Below are 17,570 nucleotides of genomic sequence, written 5' to 3' on the forward strand. Positions count from 1 at the left end.
ATCCGGCGCGTCGTTGCTTTCGTGACGGCGATTCCATTCATAGTGAGGCTCTTCCCCTGTGGGACGAAGCTTTCCCCCCTAACGGGACACCATATTCTCCTGCATGACGGCCTCCGTCGCGCGGGAAAATGCTCTGGCAGGCAGGACACGCATGCAGATGATCAGCGCCGGGACGACATCCAGCCAAAAAACCGGCAATCGCCCAACCGGCGCCAGGGCGGGGCGGGGCCCGGTCCCGGTCGCCCGGGCCCTCGTTGCTGGCGCTGTCGCGGTTTTGGCGGCGCTTGCCGGCGCCACCGCCGCCCTGGCTGACGGGCCGGACGTTATCCTGAAGAAATCCACCGTCTGGAAGTTCATGACCCCGGACGACAAGCTGGTGGTCTATGGCATTGACGATCCGCTGGTCGACGGCGTCGCCTGCCACTACACGCTGCCCGAGCGCGGCGGCGTCAAGGGCATGCTGGGGGTGGCCGAGGAGGTGTCCGACATCTCGCTGGCCTGTAGCCAGATCGGTCCGATCACCATCAAGGAAAAATTCTCCCAGGGCGATGTGGTGTTCTCGGAGCGCCGGTCGCTGGTCTTCAAGAAGATGCAGATCGTCCGCGCCTGTGACGAGAAGCGCAACACGCTGGTTTATCTGGTCTATTCGGATCGCGTGATCGAAGGTTCGCCCCAGAACGCCACCGCCGCCGTGCCGATCACGCCATGGGGCGGCCAGGGCGCGCCGGTGAAGTGCGCCGACTGGGTGAAATGAGCGGAGCCTTTCGTTCACAGACACTGGCGCGGGCGCTTGACGGCGCGCCCGCGCCGTCGCAAAACATCGCCATGACGACGGCCCGCATTATTATTGCGATCTGCATTATAACCGGCTAGCGCGCTGCGCGGCCCGGAGCCGTCCCCTTTTCAGAACCTGAAAATTGGATTGCACTCCCGGCCGCCGGCCTTGGGAGAGGTACGACCGTGCAAATCGATGCGCAGAACGACGCGCCGCGGCAGGCTGGCCCGGAAGATGTCCAGGACAGGGGCTTGCGCCTGTACAACACCCTGTCCCGCGCGAAAGACGATTTCCGACCCATCGATCCGGCCAATGTGCGCATGTACGCCTGCGGCCCCACCGTCTACGACGACGCCCACATCGGCAATGCCCGGCCCATCATCGTCTTTGACGTGCTGTTCCGCGCGCTGCGCCAGCTTTATGGCGCCGATGGCGTGACCTATGTCCGCAACATCACCGACGTCGACGACAAGATCAACGCCCGCGCCGCCGAGCGCGGCGTGACGATCCGCGATCTCACCGAAGTCACGGCGCGGCGTTTTCACGCCGACATCCGCGCCTTGGGCGTGCTGATGCCCGACCAGGTCAATGTGGACGGCGAGCCGCCGCGCTTCATCGAGCCGCGCGCCACCGAGCATATCGTCGAGATGCGCGATCTCATCGAGCGCCTCATTGCCCGCGACATCGCCTATGTGGCGGAGGACCACGTGCTGTTCTCCGTCGCCGCCATGGGCCGCAAGGCGGGCATGCCGCGTTATGGCTCCCTCGCCAACCGCTCGCTGGATGAGATGCTGGCCGGCGCCCGCGTCGAGGTGGCGCCCTACAAGCGCGACCCCATGGATTTCGTGCTGTGGAAGCCGTCGAAGGCGAACGAGCCTGGCTGGCCGTCGCCGGGCGGCATCGCCGTTGAGGGGCGCCCCGGCTGGCATATCGAATGCTCGGCCATGTCGTGGAAGCACCTGATCCAGGGTTTTGCCGGCCGGGTTGCCTGCGATCCCGCCGAAGCCAATGTCTTCGACATTCACGCCGGCGGCATCGACCTGGTGTTTCCGCATCATGAGGACGAGATCGCCCAGTCGTGCTGCGCGCTCGATGCGCCGCGCATGGCCAATTACTGGCTGCACAACGGCTTTCTTCAGGTCGAAGGCCAGAAGATGTCGAAGTCGCTCGGCAATTTCGTCACCATCCGCGACCTGCTGACCAGCGGCAAGTTCGGCGGCCCGTGGGCCGGGCCGGTGATGCGCTGGGCCATGCTGGAAACCCACTACCGCCAGCCCATCGACTGGACCGAGAAGCGCCTTGCCCGGGCCCAGGCCGAGCTGGAGACCATTGCCGGCGCCATCGGCGCCCTGCAGGGCCGTTTCTTTGGCGGCTGCGACATCACCCTGCGCCGCTGGATCGCCGACCTGGACCAGGCCCCGCCGGCGGCATTCCTTGGTTTTCTGCTGGACGATCTCAACACCCCCGGCGCCATTGGCTGGGTGCGCGGGCTGATCGGCCGCATGGCCTCGGATCTGGAAGCTGCTGGCCAGGTGATCCGCGCCCTGTCGTTCCTCGGCCTGGTCAGCCGCGAGACGCCGCTGGCGCTGGCCGCGCCGCTGGGCTGCGGCCAGTTCAGCCCCGAAACCGGCATGTTCGGCTTCAGCATGAGCCGCATCTGGCGCACGGCGCATGTCAATGGCGACGCCCGTCTGCTGGAATCCACCCGCGAGGAGCTGGCGCGCAAGAAAATCGCCATCGAGACCGACGCCAACGGTCTGGTGTCGTTTCGCAGCGAGGCGGGTGACGATCCGGCCCTGGCGCGCCTCAACGCGCTCATCGCCGATCGCGCCGACGCCCGCGCCCGCAAGGACTGGGCGGCGGCCGACCGCATTCGCGATGAACTCGCCGCCATGGGCGCCGTGGTCAAGGACACGAAGGATGGCGGCGTTTCCATCGAATGGGCGGCGGGGAAATAAGGGGCGGCCATGGGACAGCAATTCAACGCGGGCCTGCGCCCGTTTCTGCCCTCGGACGGCCCGGCGCTGGCCGAGATCTTTCGCGAGGCCATCCATGTGCTGGCGGAGGACGATTATGACGACGCCCAGCGCGACGCCTGGGCGTCAACCGCCGACGACGATGAGGCCTTCGCCGGCCGCCTCGCCGGAAATTTGACCCTGGTCGCCGTTGTCGGCGGCTCGCCAGCCGGTTTCGCCTCGCTGCGCGGCAAGGATCACATCGACATGCTGTTCGTGCACCCGTCCGTCGCCGGGCAGGGCATCGGCGCCATGTTGCTCGGCGCCCTGGAGAAGCTGGCGACGGCGCGCGGCGCCGCCGCGTTGACGGCGGACGTTAGCGACGTGGCCTCGCACCTGTTTGGCAAGCTGGGGTTCGAGCCGCAGCGGCGCGAGACCGTGGATATCGACGGCGTCTGGCTCGGCCGCACCGCCATGCGCAAGCAACTTGCCGGCAACAACGACAAAAACACTGCGCCTGGGGGGCGGCAATGACGCGGGAACGGCTGTATCTGTTCGACACGACGCTGCGCGATGGCGCCCAGACCACCGGGGTCGATTTCTCCCTCGATGACAAGCGTCAGATCGCCGGCATGCTCGACCGGCTCGGGCTCGACTATGTGGAGGGCGGCTATCCGGGGGCCAATCCCACCGACACCGAGTTCTTCCAGGAAAAGCGCACGAAGAACGCAACCTTCACCGCTTTCGGCATGACCCGCCGGGCCGGCCGCTCCGCCGCCAACGATCCAGGCGTCGCAGCCCTGCTCGACAGCAAGGCGGACGCCATCTGCTTCGTCGCCAAGAGCTGGGACTACCAGGTGCACGTGGCGCTGGAAGTGCCGCTTGAGGAAAATATCGCCGGCATCCGCGACAGCGTCGCCGCTGCGAAAGCGACCGGCCGCGAGGTGATGCTTGATTGCGAGCATTTCTTCGACGGCTACAAGGCCAATCCCGAATACGCCCTGGCCTGCGCGAAGGCGGCCTGGGAGTCCGGCGCCCGCTGGGTGGTGCTGTGCGACACCAACGGCGGCACGCTGCCGGACGAGGTGGAGCGCATCGTCGGCGAAGTCGCGCGCCATGTCCCGGGCGACCATCTTGGCATCCACCCCCATGACGACACCGGCTGCGCCGTCGCCAACGCCCTGGCGGCGGTGCGCGCCGGCGCCCGGCAGATCCAGGGCACGCTCAACGGCCTCGGCGAGCGTTGCGGCAACGCCAATCTGGTCTCGCTGATCCCGACCCTGATGTTGAAGGAGCCGTACGCCTCGCGCTTCCAGCTTGGCGTAACGCGGGAGGGGCTCGCCGGCCTCACCCACGCCTCGCGGGCGCTGGATGAGGTGCTCAACCGCGCGCCCAACCGCCATGCGCCTTACGTCGGCGCCAGCGCCTTCGCCACCAAGGCCGGCATCCACGCCTCGGCGGTGCTGAAGGATCCGCGCACCTATGAGCACGTGGAGCCGGAAACTGTCGGCAACAGCCGCCAGTTGCTGGTGTCATTGCAGGCCGGCAAGTCCAACATCCTGGCCGAGCTGGAGCGGGTCGGCATCCAGGTCGACAGGGATGACCGCCGCATTGGCCGGCTGCTTGAGGTGGTGAAGGAAAAGGAGGCGGCGGGTTACGCCTATGAAGGCGCCGACGCCTCGTTCTACCTGCTGGCGCGGCGCGTTCTCGGCGACCTGCCGGAGTTCTTCGACGTGGAGCGCTTCAGCGTCAGCGTCGAGCGCCGGTTCAACGCCCTGGGCGAGCAGGTGACGGTGGCCCAGGCGGTGGTGAAGGTCCGGGTCGGCGATGAGGAGCTGATATCTGTGGGCGAGGGCAATGGCCCGGTCAACGCCCTCGACGTCGCCTTGCGCAAGGATCTGGGCAAGTACCAGCCGCTGATCGAGGGCCTCGGTCTGCGCGACTTCAAGGTGCGGGTTTTTCAGGGCGGCACCGACGCGGTGACCCGGGTGCTGATCGAAAGCGGCGACCGCAGCGGCGACAGCTGGGTGACGGTTGGCGTCAGCCCCAACATCATCGACGCCTCCTTCCAGGCCCTGACCGATTCCATCATCTACAAGCTGGTGAGGAGCGGCGCGGAGGCGTGAGCGGACGGGACAGGCGCGCCGCCGGCGTGCTCCCGGCCGGAGGGACGCCCGGCGAGTGATGGCGGCGCAGGCGGCAAAAACCAGGGGCAAGCCCCGTTGCCCGATGAACCGGGCTATCTCCTCCAGGGGCCCCTTGGCGCCGGGGCAGCCTTCGGCAGGCCGGACCTGCCGGGTCGAAGGACGCGCGTTCGCCCCCTTCGGTCAGAGAAAGCGCGCGGCCCCAAGCGTATCCATCAATGGCCTCTCGCCTCTTTCAATGGCGGCAGCCGCGTCGCGAACCCGGCTGGCGCCTCTGGCTTCTGCGGTTGCGGCAGGCAGGGAAACCGGCTCTTCCTGTACGGCAGGTGCTGCTGGGCGGGGTTTGTCCTCCCGTCTGGGAGGGATTGGTCGAAACATCGGCGATGGCAATTCTCTGGCCGGCGCTGGCTCCAGCGATCCGATGCGTTGCGGCAACGGGGGAGGAAGCAGGGCATTTTCGGCCTCTGCCTGCCGCGCCTGGAGATCTTGAAGATAAGGCAGCTGCGGGCGATCCCAGAGAACGCGCTCTCGCAACGCCGGTTTCGGCGCGACTATTCCGCCGCCGGGGAAGCGGACCTCATCCGGCGGAAGCATCGCAACTTGAGGACGCATCGCGGGTTTGATTTTGCCCTGAAACAGCCCCTCCAGCTGTTTCGGCCCGTTCAGGGTCATGTTCGGCCGGACATGAACGATATGCCTGAAATCCGTTGGGTCGTCGATTTGGCCAGGCGTGATCTTTTGCTTTCCAGCGCCGCCAGTCGTGGGGGAGAGCGAAGGGAACTGAGGCATGTCGATGCACCGGGTGACGGGTGTGATCGTGCTGCCGCCGGTTGATCGCGTCGCGGCGGGACCAATCAGACGTCAGCTGGGGTTGCCAGACATCAGGAGGCGTCGGACGCTCTGATGGGCGTGTCGCAATGTATCTGGCTGCCCGCAGGTTTGCGAAGTGCTTTCCCAGGCCGGACGTTTCGCATTAATGCGCGGTTTGCTTTACTTGATAGTCTCAAAGCCTGACTTGCGGATGCTGCCGTCTGCCCATCAGGGCGGGGCGCACGGGCAAGAAGCGGCCCCCCGAAGCGGCCCCCCGAAGCAGTCCGCCCGAAGCGGCCGCCCAACGGAGACGCAGAACTCAGGCGCAGACTGTTTGCCTCCGGAGCAGAAGACCATTCCGGGACTTGGCCCTCGCCGGGGCTCCGGGATTTGGCCCCCGCCGGCGGCGGATGCCGCACTGCGCCAGGCCCCACGCAGCGGGGCGCTGTCGGGGCGGGGCGCTGTCGGGGCGGTATCCGCGCGGCCTTGTGGTTGCCTCCAGTCCCCAGCGTTGCCGGGACTGGCGCAAGCATCCAGCTGAGCATCTGGCCGCCAGTTGAATCACGATGGCGAAATACTGATCCAATGTATTGATGAATAACAAAAAAAGGCTGGCGCGAGGCCAGCCTTTTCGTTCGCATCACACAAGAAGCGCTTACTTCTTCTCGGCGTCCACCGGCGGGTCGAGGCGGGTGCAGCCGCCGTCGGCGATCGAACGCATGATGTCGTCGGCCTTGACCACCTGCTTGATTTTCAGCAGGTCCCATTCGCCGTTCTTCACTTCTTCCGGCTTCTTCACCTCAACGAGCAGCATGTCGTTCATCAGGCGGCCGTCGGCGCGGACCTTGGCGCCATGGGCGAAGAAGTCGTTGACCGGCGTCTCCTTCATCTTGCGCATCACGGTCTTGCCGTCGGTGGACTTCGAGTCCTTCACGGCCTGCAGGTAATGCTTCACCGAGCTGTAGACGGCGGCGTGGGTGTGGTCGGGCATGCGGCCGTCGTTGACGGCGGCGAAGCGCTTGGCGAACGCGCGGCTTTCGTCGTCACGGTCCCAATAATAGCCCGAGAGGTACTGCACGCCCTGGGTGGCCTTGGCGCCAAGCGCGTGCACCGAGGTCAGATAGAAGATCAGCACGCCGAGCTTCTGGTTGCCTTCGCCCACCTGGAACTCGCGGGCCTGCTTCAGGCTGGTCACCGTGTCGCCGGAGGCGTTGGCGAACGCGACGATGTCGGCGCCGGAGGCCTGGGCCTGCATCAGGAACGACGAGAAGTCCATGGTGCCGACCGGGTGGCGCACCGAGCCGAGGACCTTGCCGCCATTGGCTTCGACGACCTTGGTCACCTCATTCTGCATGGCGTGGCCGAAGGCGTAGTCGGCGGTGATGAAGTACCAGGTCTTGCCACCCTGTTCGACGACCGACTTGGCGAAGCCCTTGGCCAGCGAATAGGTGTCATACAGCCACATGGCGCCGGTGGGCGAGCAGGCCTTGCCGAACACCTCGGCGGTGGCCGAACCGGAGTGGACGACGATCTTGCCGCGCTCGCGGGCGATTTCCTGCACCGCCAGCGAGATGGCGGAGTTGCCGATGTCGAAGATCGCCTCGACGCCTTCCTGATCGTACATCTGGCGAGCGAGCGAAGCGCCCATGTCGGTCTTGTTCTGGTGGTCAGGCCCCAGAACCTTGATCTTCATGCCGTTGATTTCGCCGCCGAAGTCCTGGGCGGCCAGCTCGGCCGCGCGCACGGAGCGGACGCCGCCGGCGTCGGCGAACACCGAGCTTTTGTCATTGAGGACAGCGATATTGAGCGACTTCTTCTCCTGGGCCGAAAGGCCGGCCAGGGGCGTCGCCACTGCGAGGCTGAGCGCCAGGCAGCGCAAGAACATGGATTTCATCATTCCCTCCCGGAAGCATGGCGGCGCGCATCCGCTCCAGGTCTCGCCGGGCCGCTCGCCCGCTAGCCGGGCTGTTCCCCAAAGAGGGCGGCGTGACGGCGGACCGGTCAGGGACTGACGGACCACGCATGAAACAAGGGGTTCTACTAGCCTGGCGGGCCCAGCGGCGCAATCACGTCCGCGTGAGCCTTTAGGATAGGGGGAGCGGTGCGACGCGCCGCCTGGGCGGCGCCAGGTCTGGGCGGCGCTTGACCTGGGCGGCGCCTGGCCTGGGCGGCGCCTGGCCTGGGCAAGGCTTTTGACCTGACCAGGCGGCCCGGCTGGCGCAAATGCTCGTCTCAGAACGGGCCGGGAACAGGCGGCCGGTCGTCGCCGGGGTCCCGCGTAGCTGCGCGGACGGCCGCGATGGCGGCGAGCAGGGCGTCGATTGCTTCAGCCGGCTCCGTCGCGGTCAGGTAGGTGGCGTCGAGATCAGGGCGCAGGAACATCGCCTCGCGCATGTGCCGCAGGAGCGCGAACAGCGGGTCCCAGAAACCCAGGGTGTTCAGCACCATGATGGGACGCGTGTGCTGGCCAAGCTGCGACCAGGTCATCTGCTCCACCAGCTCTTCCAGCGTGCCGATGCCGCCTGGCAGGGCCAGGAACGCGTCCGCCCGCTCGTACATCAGGCGTTTGCGCGTATGCATGTCGGGCACGATGATGGTTTCCCGGCCTTCCGCCGCCGGATCCGGCATGTGCTCGCGCTGGATAAGGAACCCGGGGATAATGCCGGTGACGCGGCCGCCATGGGCCAGCGCGCTGCGCGCCACCTCGCCCATCAGCCCGATGTCGCCGCCGCCATAAACGAGGCCGACGCCCCGCTGGGCCAGCAGGGCGCCGACCAGGCGCGCGGCTTCCGTGAACTCCGGGCTGGCGCCGGCTCCCGAGCCGCAAAATATGCAGATGGCGGGCGCGTCCCCATCAGGCCGCTTGAAATCCGGACTGTTCATTTGGCGTACTGTGCTTCCTCTGGGCATGATGTAAAGGCGGCGCGCGCCTGTATACTCATCGCGGTTGCTTCCAGGTGGCGGCATGGAGATTGAGCACGGATGAGCGAGCCCGCACTGCCGCCTGTCAACGTCAAAACAATTGCGCGCGTGGCGTTGGCGCTGGTCGCGCTGGTGAGCGCCGGCATTCTGATCCTGACATTTGGACCATTGCGTGACAGGGCGTCGCATATGCCGGTCGCGGACGCGGGAGAACCTCCACAATCGCCGCCAGCCGGCCCCGTGGCGAAGGGGGCGGCCGGGGATGCGGCGGGCGCGGCAGCCATTCCAGGCAATGCGGCTGCGCCAGGCAATGCGGTCCCGCCTGGCAATACGGCCGCTGCGCTTGGCGACGCGGCGGGCGGGGGCATTCCCAGTTTTGATGTGGTGCGGGTCGAACCGAATGGCGAGGCGGTCATCGGCGGCCGCGCCAGGCCAGACGCCGCCATTGAGCTGCTGATGACCGAGGCCGGCGGCGCGGCTGCCGCAGCGGAGCCGCGCGTGTTGCAGCGCGCTGTGACCGATGCGTCGGGCCTGTTCGCCATGACCAATGGCCCGCTGCCCGCCGGCGCCCACGTTCTGTCGCTGCGCGTCAGGGCTCCCGACGGGAGCTGGACGCCCTCCCGCCAGACCGTGAGCGTCACCATCCAGCCGCCCAAACCGCCGTTGGTGGCCCTGCTGGCGCCGGACAAGGCGGCGACCCTGATTTCCAGTCCTGAACAGGGGCAAGGACCGGGGCAAGGACCAGGGCGAGCGCAGGGACAGGCCTCGACGGGAGCGCCGGGCGAGGGGGTGGCCAGCGGCGACGGGGCCGGAAAGCCAGGCAGTCCGGATGCGGCTGCGGGCAACGCGCGCATATCCCAGGTGGAAACGGATGATGACGGACGCCTGTTCGTTGTCGGGGCTGCCCGGCCCGGCGCAAACGTGAGGCTGTATCTTAACGACGCCTTGCTGGCTTCCGGCGTCGCCAGCGCCAGCGGGGCCATCGAATTCGCGCTGCAATCGCCGCTGCCGGCGGGCGACTACCGGGTGCGGCTGGATATGGTGGATCCGGCAACGGGCAAGGTGCTGTCCCGGGCGGAAGCGCCCTGGGAAAATGCCCGCGCCACCACCGCTGGCGGCGCGGCTGGTGCTCAGGCAAAAGACGGGCAGGCGGCTTCGACAGGGAAAAAGCCGTCCCGCGACGCCATCCAGGCGGTTCCGGTGCGCACCCATGTGGTGGCGCGCGGCGACACCCTGTGGAGCATCAGCCGCCGCACCTACCAGCTCGGCTCCCGCTACACGACGATCTACGACGCCAACCAGGACCAGATCGCTGACGCCAACCGGATCTATCCAGGGCAGGTGTTTGTTCTGCCCGAGAAAGGCCCGCCCGCGCCGCCCCGCGCCGGCGATGCGCCCCTCCGGGGGCGGGCGCCAGGCCAGGATGGAGCATCCGGCCATGGCGGGGTCTCTGGTCATGGCGGGACCTCCGGCGACGAGAAATAACCAGATCAGCGCCCATTGCAGCGGTTTGGCCATGTTGGCCGATGGGTCTGAAATGGGCGTGAAAACAGCTGGTTGGCGCGGAATTCTGAATCATTTTGTGCGCCGCCCAGGCGCGGCCTGGCCGATCCGCCGCTCCGCGCCGGCTGTCAGCGCCTGCAAATGACAATGGCCATCGCAGTCGATCATCGCCATCCTGGCGTCGCGCGGCTCGCGCGGAGCCTTGTCGCGAAGGCTGGAGCCTGATTTTTCCGATAAAATGCGTAAGATCAGAACGATAGGGTGTCTCTGGCAGGCGGGCCGCCACAATGAGTGCCTGAAGCAACCGGCGGTGAAGTAGCGCCTCCTGGCGCAAAAGCGCATCAATCCAGTGCGATAGGGCAAAATCCGGATTCAGTTTGACAGGGTTTTGCTCCTTGACAGGGTTTTGCTCCCGGGGCCGCGATGGCGTAAGGCTGCCGCCAGTCAAAGTGAGAGACCGCCGCTGGCCAGCCGGGTTCCCGTGAAACGGTCTGGCAGCGGGAACAATGCATGCACCCGCCGCCGGCGGCGACATGCGCCTGGAAGGTTTTGGATGCCCCGTGGTTTCGGGCGTAATACCGGCGCGCTGCCCGCGCCAGCTCCCGCCGCATCGTCCGGAGAAAGTGGCGGCCTGCTCGGCGCCGCCCGCCGGCTCGCGCCCTATGTCTGGCCGCCGGCCGATCGCGGCGACCTGCGCCTGCGAATCTATGTCTCGACGGTGCTCATCCTGGCGGCCAAGCTGGTCACCGTCGGCATGCCTTACGCCTACAAATGGGCGACCGACGCGCTGGCCGGCGACCAGCCGCTGGCGGCGGGCGCCAGCCTCGCCTGGCTGTGGCAGGCGCCTCTGGCGCTGACCCTGCTTTATGGGCTGACCCGCATCGCCATTGCGGTGCTCACCCAGATGCGCGACGCCATTTTCGCCACCGTCACCATGGCGGCGGTGCGCCGGCTGGCCGCCGACACCTTCACCCACATGAACCAGCTGTCGCTGCGCTTCCATCTGGAGCGCCGCATGGGCGGCCTCACGCGGGTGCTGGAGCGGGGGCGCACGGGCGTGCAGGAGCTGTCGCGCCTGTTCGTGCTGCAATTGCTGCCGACCATCGTCGAGTTTGGCCTGGTGCTGGCGGTGCTGACGCTGGAATTTGACTGGCGATACGCCCTGATCGTCGTCGTGATGGTGACGACCTATATTCTCTACACCTATTTCGCCACCAACTGGCGCATCGCCATCCGCAAGCGCATCAACGAGAGCGACAATCTGGTGCAGACCCGCGCCGTCGATGCGCTGCTCAACTTCGAGACGGTGAAGTATTTCGGCGCTGAAGCGCGCGAGGCGAAGCGCTACGACGAGTCCATGGCGCGCTATGAGCGCAACTCGGTGCAGAGCTACGTGTCGCTGGCGGTGCTGAACGCTGGCCAGGTGGTCATTTTCACGCTTGGCCTCACCGCCGCCATGGCGCTGGCCGTGCATGACATCCGGGCCGGCAGGACCACGGTCGGTGGTTTCGTCATGATCAACGCCATGCTGATCCAGCTGTCGATTCCCCTGAACTTCATGGGCATGATCTACCGCGAGGTAAAACAGTCGCTGCTCGACATCGGCCAGATGTTCGGCGTGCTCGACCAGGCCCCGGAAATCCGCGACGCGCCGGATGCGACGCCGCTGGCCGTGGCCGGGGGCGCCGTGCGTTTCGAGAACGTGCGCTTCGCCTATCATCCTGACCGGCAGATCCTGAAGGGGGTCAGCTTTGAGGCCCCGGCCGGGCGCACCCTGGCCATCGTTGGCGCCTCGGGCGCGGGCAAATCCACCCTGTCGCGGCTGCTGTTCCGGTTTTACGAGCCGTCCTCCGGCCGCATTCTCATCGACGGCCAGGATATTTCCCGCGTCACCCAGGACAGCCTGCGCGCCGCCATCGGCATGGTGCCGCAGGATACGGTGCTGTTTAACGACACCATCGCCTACAACATCCGTTATGGCCGCTGGGACGCGAGCGATGACGAGGTGCGGGAGGCGGCGCGCCTCGCCCAGCTGGCGCCGGTGGTGGCGGCGATGCCGGCTGGTTACGACACCCTGGTGGGCGAGCGCGGCCTGAAGCTCTCCGGTGGCGAGAAACAGCGCGTCGCCATCGCCCGCACCATCCTGAAGGCGCCGCCGATTCTGGTGCTCGACGAGGCGACCTCGGCTCTCGACAGCTTCACCGAACGCGAGATTCAGGATGCGCTGGCGGCGGTGAGCCGTGGGCGCACTACCCTTGTCATTGCCCACCGGCTGTCGACCATCGTCAACGCCGACGAGATCATGGTGATGGACCAGGGCGAGGTGGTGGAGCGGGGGACCCATGAGGCGCTGCTGGCGGCGGGCGGGGTCTACGCAGGCCTGTGGAATCGCCAGCGCCGCGCCGAGCAGGCCCTGCAGACCCTGAAAGAAACCGGCGAAGAGGAAATGGCGACAGGCGCAAAAGCAGCCGGCTGAGCCGCGCATTGGCGGGCATCATGCGCAATTGGCTGTGCGAAGCCGCGCCGCCGCCGTCCGAAAATCCCTGTGCGGCGCAATTGCCGCGTTCACAGCTGGCGGGTTGTGTTACAATAAACCATCGTCCATGCGCCCACCTCCGCCGGAGGTGGGCCGGGCGCCGCGCGCCGTCCCTGACAGCGCCGCGCGTTGTCCCTGACGGATCGTCTGGCGGACCGTTGCCAGCCGGGGTGGGGCGATGGCGGATTGTCGCTGGTCTGGCCAGCATGGCCGCGTCATCAACATGATCCCCGAAAGCCGGCCAGGTTTTCGGGGATCATGTTCATGTCCGGGCAGACCGCATGTCCGGGCAGGCTATATGTCCAGGCAGACAGTATGTCTGGTCAGATTGTATGTCTGGACAGGTTGCGCGATCGCCAGGCTGATCCGCGGGGCCGGTTCCGGCCGTGTTTGGGCAAAATGGCAATTTCGCCCAGGTTTGTATTAACGCCAGGTTTTCTGGTTATACCCATTGTCGCCCGGGAAGCGGGGCTGTTTCGCCGGGGATGCTCAGGGAGCGCGAATGTCGATCTACAACTCGGTCCGTGAAACGCTGGTTCCGATCCACAAGGAGGGATACCCGTTCATCGCCATCGGGGTCGTGGCGTCATTGCTGCTGGGTTGGCTGTGGGAGCCGCTGGGCTGGATCGGCGCGCTCATCACCCTTTGGATCTGCTATTTCTTCCGCGATCCGGTGCGCGTCACGCCGCAGGACGAGGGGCTGGTGATCTCCCCGGCCGACGGTCGCGTCAGCAGCATTGTCGAGGTGGTTCCGCCGCCGGAGCTGGCGCTGGGAACCGAGCCGATGCTGCGCATCTCCGTGTTCATGAACGTGTTCGACGTGCACGTGAACCGCGCCCCCGTCGCCGGCCAGGTGCGGCGCATCGCCTATACGCCAGGCCTGTTCCTCAACGCTGACCTGGACAAGGCCAGCGAGGATAACGAGCGCAGCGCCATGGTGATCGAGACCCCGCGCGGCCCGGTCGGCGTGGTGCAGATCGCCGGCCTGATTGCCCGTCGCATTGTCGGCTTCGTCCAGGAGGGCGACGCCCTGACCACCGGCCAGCGCTATGGCCTGATCCGCTTCGGCTCGCGCGTCGACGTGTTCCTGCCCAAAAGCGTCACGCCGCTGGTGGGGCTGAACCAGCGCGCTGTCGCGGGCGAGACCGTGCTGGCTGATTTGCGCGCCGAAGGCCCGCGCCGCACCTTCGTCAGCGCCTGAGCCTGGAGCGCGCACGATGGCCGACCTGTTTCCACCTTTTCCGCCCGACAATGGCGAGCCAAGACGCCGCGGCCTGAAGTCGGTGCCATTGCGCGTCCTGGTTCCCAACGTCATCACTCTGGTGGCGCTGTGCCTTGGTCTCAGCGCCATTCGCCTGGGGATTGAGGGCAAGCTGGAGATGGCGGTTGTCGCCATTCTCGCCGCCGCGATTCTCGATGGCGTCGACGGGCGGGTGGCCCGGCTGCTGAAGGGCACGTCGCGCTTCGGCGCCGAGCTGGATTCGCTGGCGGACTTCGTCAATTTCGGCGTCGCTCCGGCCCTGCTGATGTACACCTTCACCCTCGACGGCCTGCGCTCGGTCGGCTGGATCGTGGCGCTGGTCTATGCGGTGGCCGCCGCGCTGCGGCTCGCCCGTTTCAATGTGATGCTGGATGATCCGACGCGTCCGGAATGGATGAAGAACTATTTCGTCGGCATGCCGGCCCCGGCCGGGGCCCTGTGCGCGTTGTTGCCGGTCTATTTCCATCTGCTGGGCCTGCCGACGCGCAGTTTTGCCGGGCTGATCGCCATATTCATGCTGGGCATCGCGTTCCTGATGGTGTCGAAGACGCCCACATGGTCGGGAAAGACCATCGGCCAGCGCATACCGCGCGAGTGGGTGCTGCCGCTGTTCGTCGCCTGCGTGCTCGTGGTCGGTCTGCTGGCCAGCTACACCTTCGAGCTGCTGTCGGTGATCACCATCGCCTATCTGGCGCTGATCCCGCTCGGCGTGCTGTCGTACCGGCGCAATCTCCAGCGTCACCCCCCTGTGGCCGCGCCTGCGGCGGCCCAGGCATCGACGCCGGTGGAGCCGGCCTCCGCCGCGTCACCGCCCGCCGCCGCGCCCGCCGACGACCGGGCCTGAGCCGGCTCCCGGCTCTTCCGCACTGATTTGACCGCCGGAGACTGACTGAATGACGGCAGGAACTTCGCCGGCCTTGCGCCTGGTTCTCGCGTCGGCTTCGCCGCGCCGGCTCGCCCTGCTGGAGCAGGCGGGCGTCCAGCCCGCGGCCCTGTTGCCGGCCGATATCGACGAAACGCCCCAGAAAACCGAGAAACCGCGCGATTATGCGCGTCGCATGGCGCGTGAAAAGGCGCGCGAGGCGGAGCGGCTGCTCAGGGAGACCGACGCCCAGGCCGATTCTTACGTGCTCGCCGCCGACACGGTGGTGTCTGTTGGCCGTCGCATCCTGCCAAAAACGGAGCTGGTGGAGGAGGCGGACGCCTGCCTGCGCCTGCTGTCGGGCCGCACCCACCGGGTTTACACGTCGGTTTGCCTGATTTCGCCGCGTGGCGGCGAGCGCGACCGCATCGTTGAAACGCGGGTGCGCTTCAAAAATTTGGCGCGCGAGGACCTGGCGGCCTATCTCGCTTCGGGCGAATGGCGCGGCAAGGCCGGTGGTTACGCCATCCAGGGTCTGGCGGGCAGCTTCGTGGTCAAGCTGGTGGGCTCCTATACCGCGGTTGTTGGTCTGCCCCTGTATGAAACAGTCAACCTGCTGGCCGGCGAGGGTTATCCTGTGCGCGCCAGCTGGACGGCGGCCTGAGCGGCGCCGGGAGGCTGATATATGAACAATGATGAGCTGAAGCAGGACAACCAGCCCCAGGGCCGCCAGAATCACGACAGGAATCCTGAGGGCGGCGCGGCGCGGAACAAGGTCGCGCCCGCAACGCCCTGTCCGGTCTGCGGCAAGCCGGCCATCGCCGCGCACGATCCATTCTGTTCAGCGCGTTGTGCGGACGTCGATCTCAACCGCTGGCTCACCGGATCTTACGCCATCCCCGGCCGTCCCGTTGTGGACGATGAGACTGAGGACTGAGCGGAGGGCTGATCCGCCTGGCCAGTCATATTGGCCGGTCATCCTGGCCAGTTCTCCCCGCCAGTCATGGCGTCAGCGTTCTGGCACCTGTGGCGGCGCCGTCTGGCGAAGCGGGCGTCGCTTCGCTGCGCGCGCCGGTCGCGCCAGCCCGTTGACACGGCGATCGCGGCGGCTGGCCCGGCGAGAAAGCTTCCCCCGTTCCCTAATGCCTCGATACGGGCTTTCCGCCTGTATCGTCTGGCGGAGCGATCGCCAGGCTTCCCCTGAGGGGAAACGCCTGGCGCAGATCAGACCGGAATGCTTGGCAGGATAAACGGGAAGATCGCGAGGGCGGACACCACCACCAGCACCAGGGCCACCACTGCGGTGCGCACGCTGCCTTCCTGGCCGGCGTCCTGAACCGGGAGCATTCCGGCGGCCCCTTGCGAATGGGCGGCGGGAACGTGGTTGCCGATATCGTATGTCATGCTGCGCCTCTGGCCCCGCCGCTGCATGCGCCGGGCTTTCTGTGGTTGCGCGTCATGTCAGGCAGGCCCTGGGCCATACCTCACTATCCCGGGTCGTGGACGGCAGGGTCCTGGACGGCGGGGCGAACGCTTTTTGTTCCGTTTTGGCGGGGCGGTGACCGGATGATCAGGCGGCTCGCTGTTGTCTGGCGTGGTAACGTCGCCTCTCTCGCATTGGTTCCGGGCCCCCAGGGAGTTTCTGCGCCGCGCGCCAGAAGGTGGACCGGCTGCACTCATTGGGTTTTGCTGGCATCCGGGCGGCGCAAGGCGCGTCTGGAAGGGCATTTTTCACAGTGATGTGAACATTCAGGATCGCCCGTGCGCCAACGCCCGCCGCGCCCGGGTTGCGCCGGGAGCCGCCGCGCGCGGATCAGCCTGGCGCAAAAAGCCGTTCAAATTCCCTGTGTTTGCTCTACAACCGCTGGCGGCGCCCTATGGCCCAGTAAAATTGGCTCGGGAACAAACGTCATGATCCGCCAAACGTCGCGCGAACCATGGCAAGCCTGATGCGCGGGAGGAAACATGGCTGATTTCAGCGATATGAACGTCATTGTCACAGGCGCGGCCACGGGCCTTGGCGCGGCGACGGCCATTGGCCTTGCCCGCGCCGGCGCATCGCGCCTGACGCTCAACTATTCGTCCAGCAAGGAGGCCTGCGAGGCCACGGCCGGGGCCTGCCGCGCCGCTGGCGCGCGCGACGTGCGCGTCGTGCAGGGCGACGTTTCCAGCGATGACGATTGCCGCCGCATCGTTGCCGCCGCGGCTGACTGGGGGGCTGTCCATGCCCTCGTCAACAACGCCGGCACGACCATGCATGTGCCGCACGGCGCCCTTGACCAGCTTTCGGCCGAAGATTTCCATCGCATCTACGGCGTTAACACCGTGGGCCCGTTCCAGATGGTCCGCGCCGCCCGCGACCTGCTGGAAGCGGGGGCCAACGCCTGGGGCATTCCGGCCTCGGTGGTGAATGTGTCGTCCATCGCCGGCATTTCCGGCATCGGCTCATCCATTGCTTACGTGGGCTCGAAGGCGGCGCTCAACGGCATCACCCTGTCGCTGGCCCGCGCCCTCGCGCCGCTGATCCGCGTCAACGCCTTGTGCCCGGGCTACATGGACACGCCCTGGTTCGTGAAGGGCACCGGCCAGGACGCCGCCGACAAACTGCGCGAGTCGGTGAAGCAGACCACGCCGCTCAACGCCGCCCCGACCCCGGAAGACGTCGCGGAGGCCGCCGTGTTCCTGGCGGGACCCGGCTCGCGGTTCATGACCGGCGAAATCGTCCCTTACGACGCCGGCTCGCGACTCACGGGGCCAGGCCCGCGCAAGCGGTAAATTGCTCCGCGCAAGCGGTAGAATGCT

Annotated in this window: 15 protein-coding genes; 11 read left to right on the forward strand and 4 right to left on the reverse strand. The window is 66.9% G+C overall.

Translation table 11 applies throughout. The features are described from left to right. The first annotated feature begins 151 nt into the window (after positions 1-151). From ACERNI_RS12350 to cimA, 4 genes are all read left to right on the forward strand, one after another. Positions 152-754: a CreA family protein gene (locus ACERNI_RS12350; RefSeq protein WP_448833592.1), complete on the forward strand. Its 603-nt coding sequence runs from the start codon at positions 152-154 to the stop codon at positions 752-754. Between the two features lie 212 nt (positions 755-966). Continuing rightward, a complete protein-coding gene (gene cysS, locus ACERNI_RS12355; RefSeq protein WP_448833646.1) occupies positions 967-2,733 on the forward strand; it encodes a cysteine--tRNA ligase in 1,767 nt (588 codons plus the stop codon). Positions 2,734-2,742: 9 nt separating this feature from the next. Next, positions 2,743-3,264 carry a GNAT family N-acetyltransferase gene (locus ACERNI_RS12360; protein ID WP_448833593.1) on the forward strand — a complete coding sequence of 174 codons (522 nt, stop codon included), beginning with the start codon at positions 2,743-2,745 and terminating at the stop codon, positions 3,262-3,264. Then, on the forward strand, positions 3,261-4,856 hold the full coding sequence (gene cimA / locus ACERNI_RS12365) for a citramalate synthase (protein WP_448833594.1): 1,596 nt from the start codon (positions 3,261-3,263) through the stop codon (positions 4,854-4,856). The genes ACERNI_RS12360 and cimA overlap by 4 nt, the downstream gene beginning before the upstream one ends. Before the next feature lie 201 nt (positions 4,857-5,057). Here the strand turns inward: cimA and ACERNI_RS12370 are convergent, their stop codons facing one another. The 3 genes from ACERNI_RS12370 to ACERNI_RS12380 form a co-directional block, all read right to left on the reverse strand. Beyond that, positions 5,058-5,663 carry a hypothetical protein gene (locus ACERNI_RS12370; RefSeq protein ID WP_448833595.1) on the reverse strand — a complete coding sequence of 202 codons (606 nt, stop codon included), beginning with the start codon at positions 5,661-5,663 and terminating at the stop codon, positions 5,058-5,060. Positions 5,664-6,339: 676 nt separating this feature from the next. Beyond that, the gene (locus tag ACERNI_RS12375; RefSeq protein WP_448833596.1) at positions 6,340-7,569 is read right to left on the reverse strand and encodes an ABC transporter substrate-binding protein; all 1,230 of its coding nucleotides are present in this window, start codon (positions 7,567-7,569) and stop codon (positions 6,340-6,342) included. 347 nt (positions 7,570-7,916) lie between these two features. Further along, positions 7,917-8,567, reverse strand: coding sequence for an LOG family protein (locus tag ACERNI_RS12380; protein ID WP_448833597.1), 651 nt, complete (start codon positions 8,565-8,567; stop codon positions 7,917-7,919). 99 nt (positions 8,568-8,666) lie between these two features. On the opposite strand from ACERNI_RS12380, the gene ACERNI_RS12385 reads away from it, so the two are divergent. The 6 genes from ACERNI_RS12385 (at position 8,667) to yacG (ending at position 15,705) form a co-directional block, all read left to right on the forward strand. Further along, the gene (locus ACERNI_RS12385; protein ID WP_448833598.1) at positions 8,667-10,091 is read left to right on the forward strand and encodes a LysM peptidoglycan-binding domain-containing protein; all 1,425 of its coding nucleotides are present in this window, start codon (positions 8,667-8,669) and stop codon (positions 10,089-10,091) included. Between the two features lie 571 nt (positions 10,092-10,662). Continuing rightward, positions 10,663-12,585, forward strand: coding sequence for an ABCB family ABC transporter ATP-binding protein/permease (locus ACERNI_RS12390; RefSeq protein WP_448833599.1), 1,923 nt, complete (start codon positions 10,663-10,665; stop codon positions 12,583-12,585). A gap of 562 nt (positions 12,586-13,147) precedes the next feature. Then, complete coding sequence (locus ACERNI_RS12395; RefSeq protein ID WP_448833600.1) at positions 13,148-13,846, forward strand: phosphatidylserine decarboxylase; 699 nt, start codon at positions 13,148-13,150, stop codon at positions 13,844-13,846. Between the two features lie 16 nt (positions 13,847-13,862). After that, positions 13,863-14,750 carry a CDP-diacylglycerol--serine O-phosphatidyltransferase gene (gene pssA / locus ACERNI_RS12400; RefSeq protein WP_448833601.1) on the forward strand — a complete coding sequence of 296 codons (888 nt, stop codon included), beginning with the start codon at positions 13,863-13,865 and terminating at the stop codon, positions 14,748-14,750. A gap of 49 nt (positions 14,751-14,799) precedes the next feature. Next, the gene (locus tag ACERNI_RS12405) at positions 14,800-15,432 is read left to right on the forward strand and encodes a Maf-like protein (RefSeq protein WP_448833602.1); all 633 of its coding nucleotides are present in this window, start codon (positions 14,800-14,802) and stop codon (positions 15,430-15,432) included. A 36-nt stretch (positions 15,433-15,468) separates the two neighbouring features. Beyond that, a complete protein-coding gene (gene yacG, locus ACERNI_RS12410; protein WP_448833647.1) occupies positions 15,469-15,705 on the forward strand; it encodes a DNA gyrase inhibitor YacG in 237 nt (78 codons plus the stop codon). 287 nt (positions 15,706-15,992) lie between these two features. On the opposite strand, the gene ACERNI_RS12415 is transcribed toward yacG, so the two are convergent. Beyond that, positions 15,993-16,172 (reverse strand): hypothetical protein, encoded by a 180-nt coding sequence (locus ACERNI_RS12415; RefSeq protein WP_448833603.1) that lies wholly within the window; start codon positions 16,170-16,172, stop codon positions 15,993-15,995. Positions 16,173-16,733: 561 nt separating this feature from the next. Between ACERNI_RS12415 and ACERNI_RS12420 the strand changes: the two genes are divergently transcribed. Next, positions 16,734-17,543, forward strand: coding sequence for an SDR family NAD(P)-dependent oxidoreductase (locus ACERNI_RS12420; RefSeq protein WP_448833604.1), 810 nt, complete (start codon positions 16,734-16,736; stop codon positions 17,541-17,543). Positions 17,544-17,570: the final 27 nt, after the last annotated feature.

Source organism: Camelimonas sp. ID_303_24 (assembly GCF_053543495.1).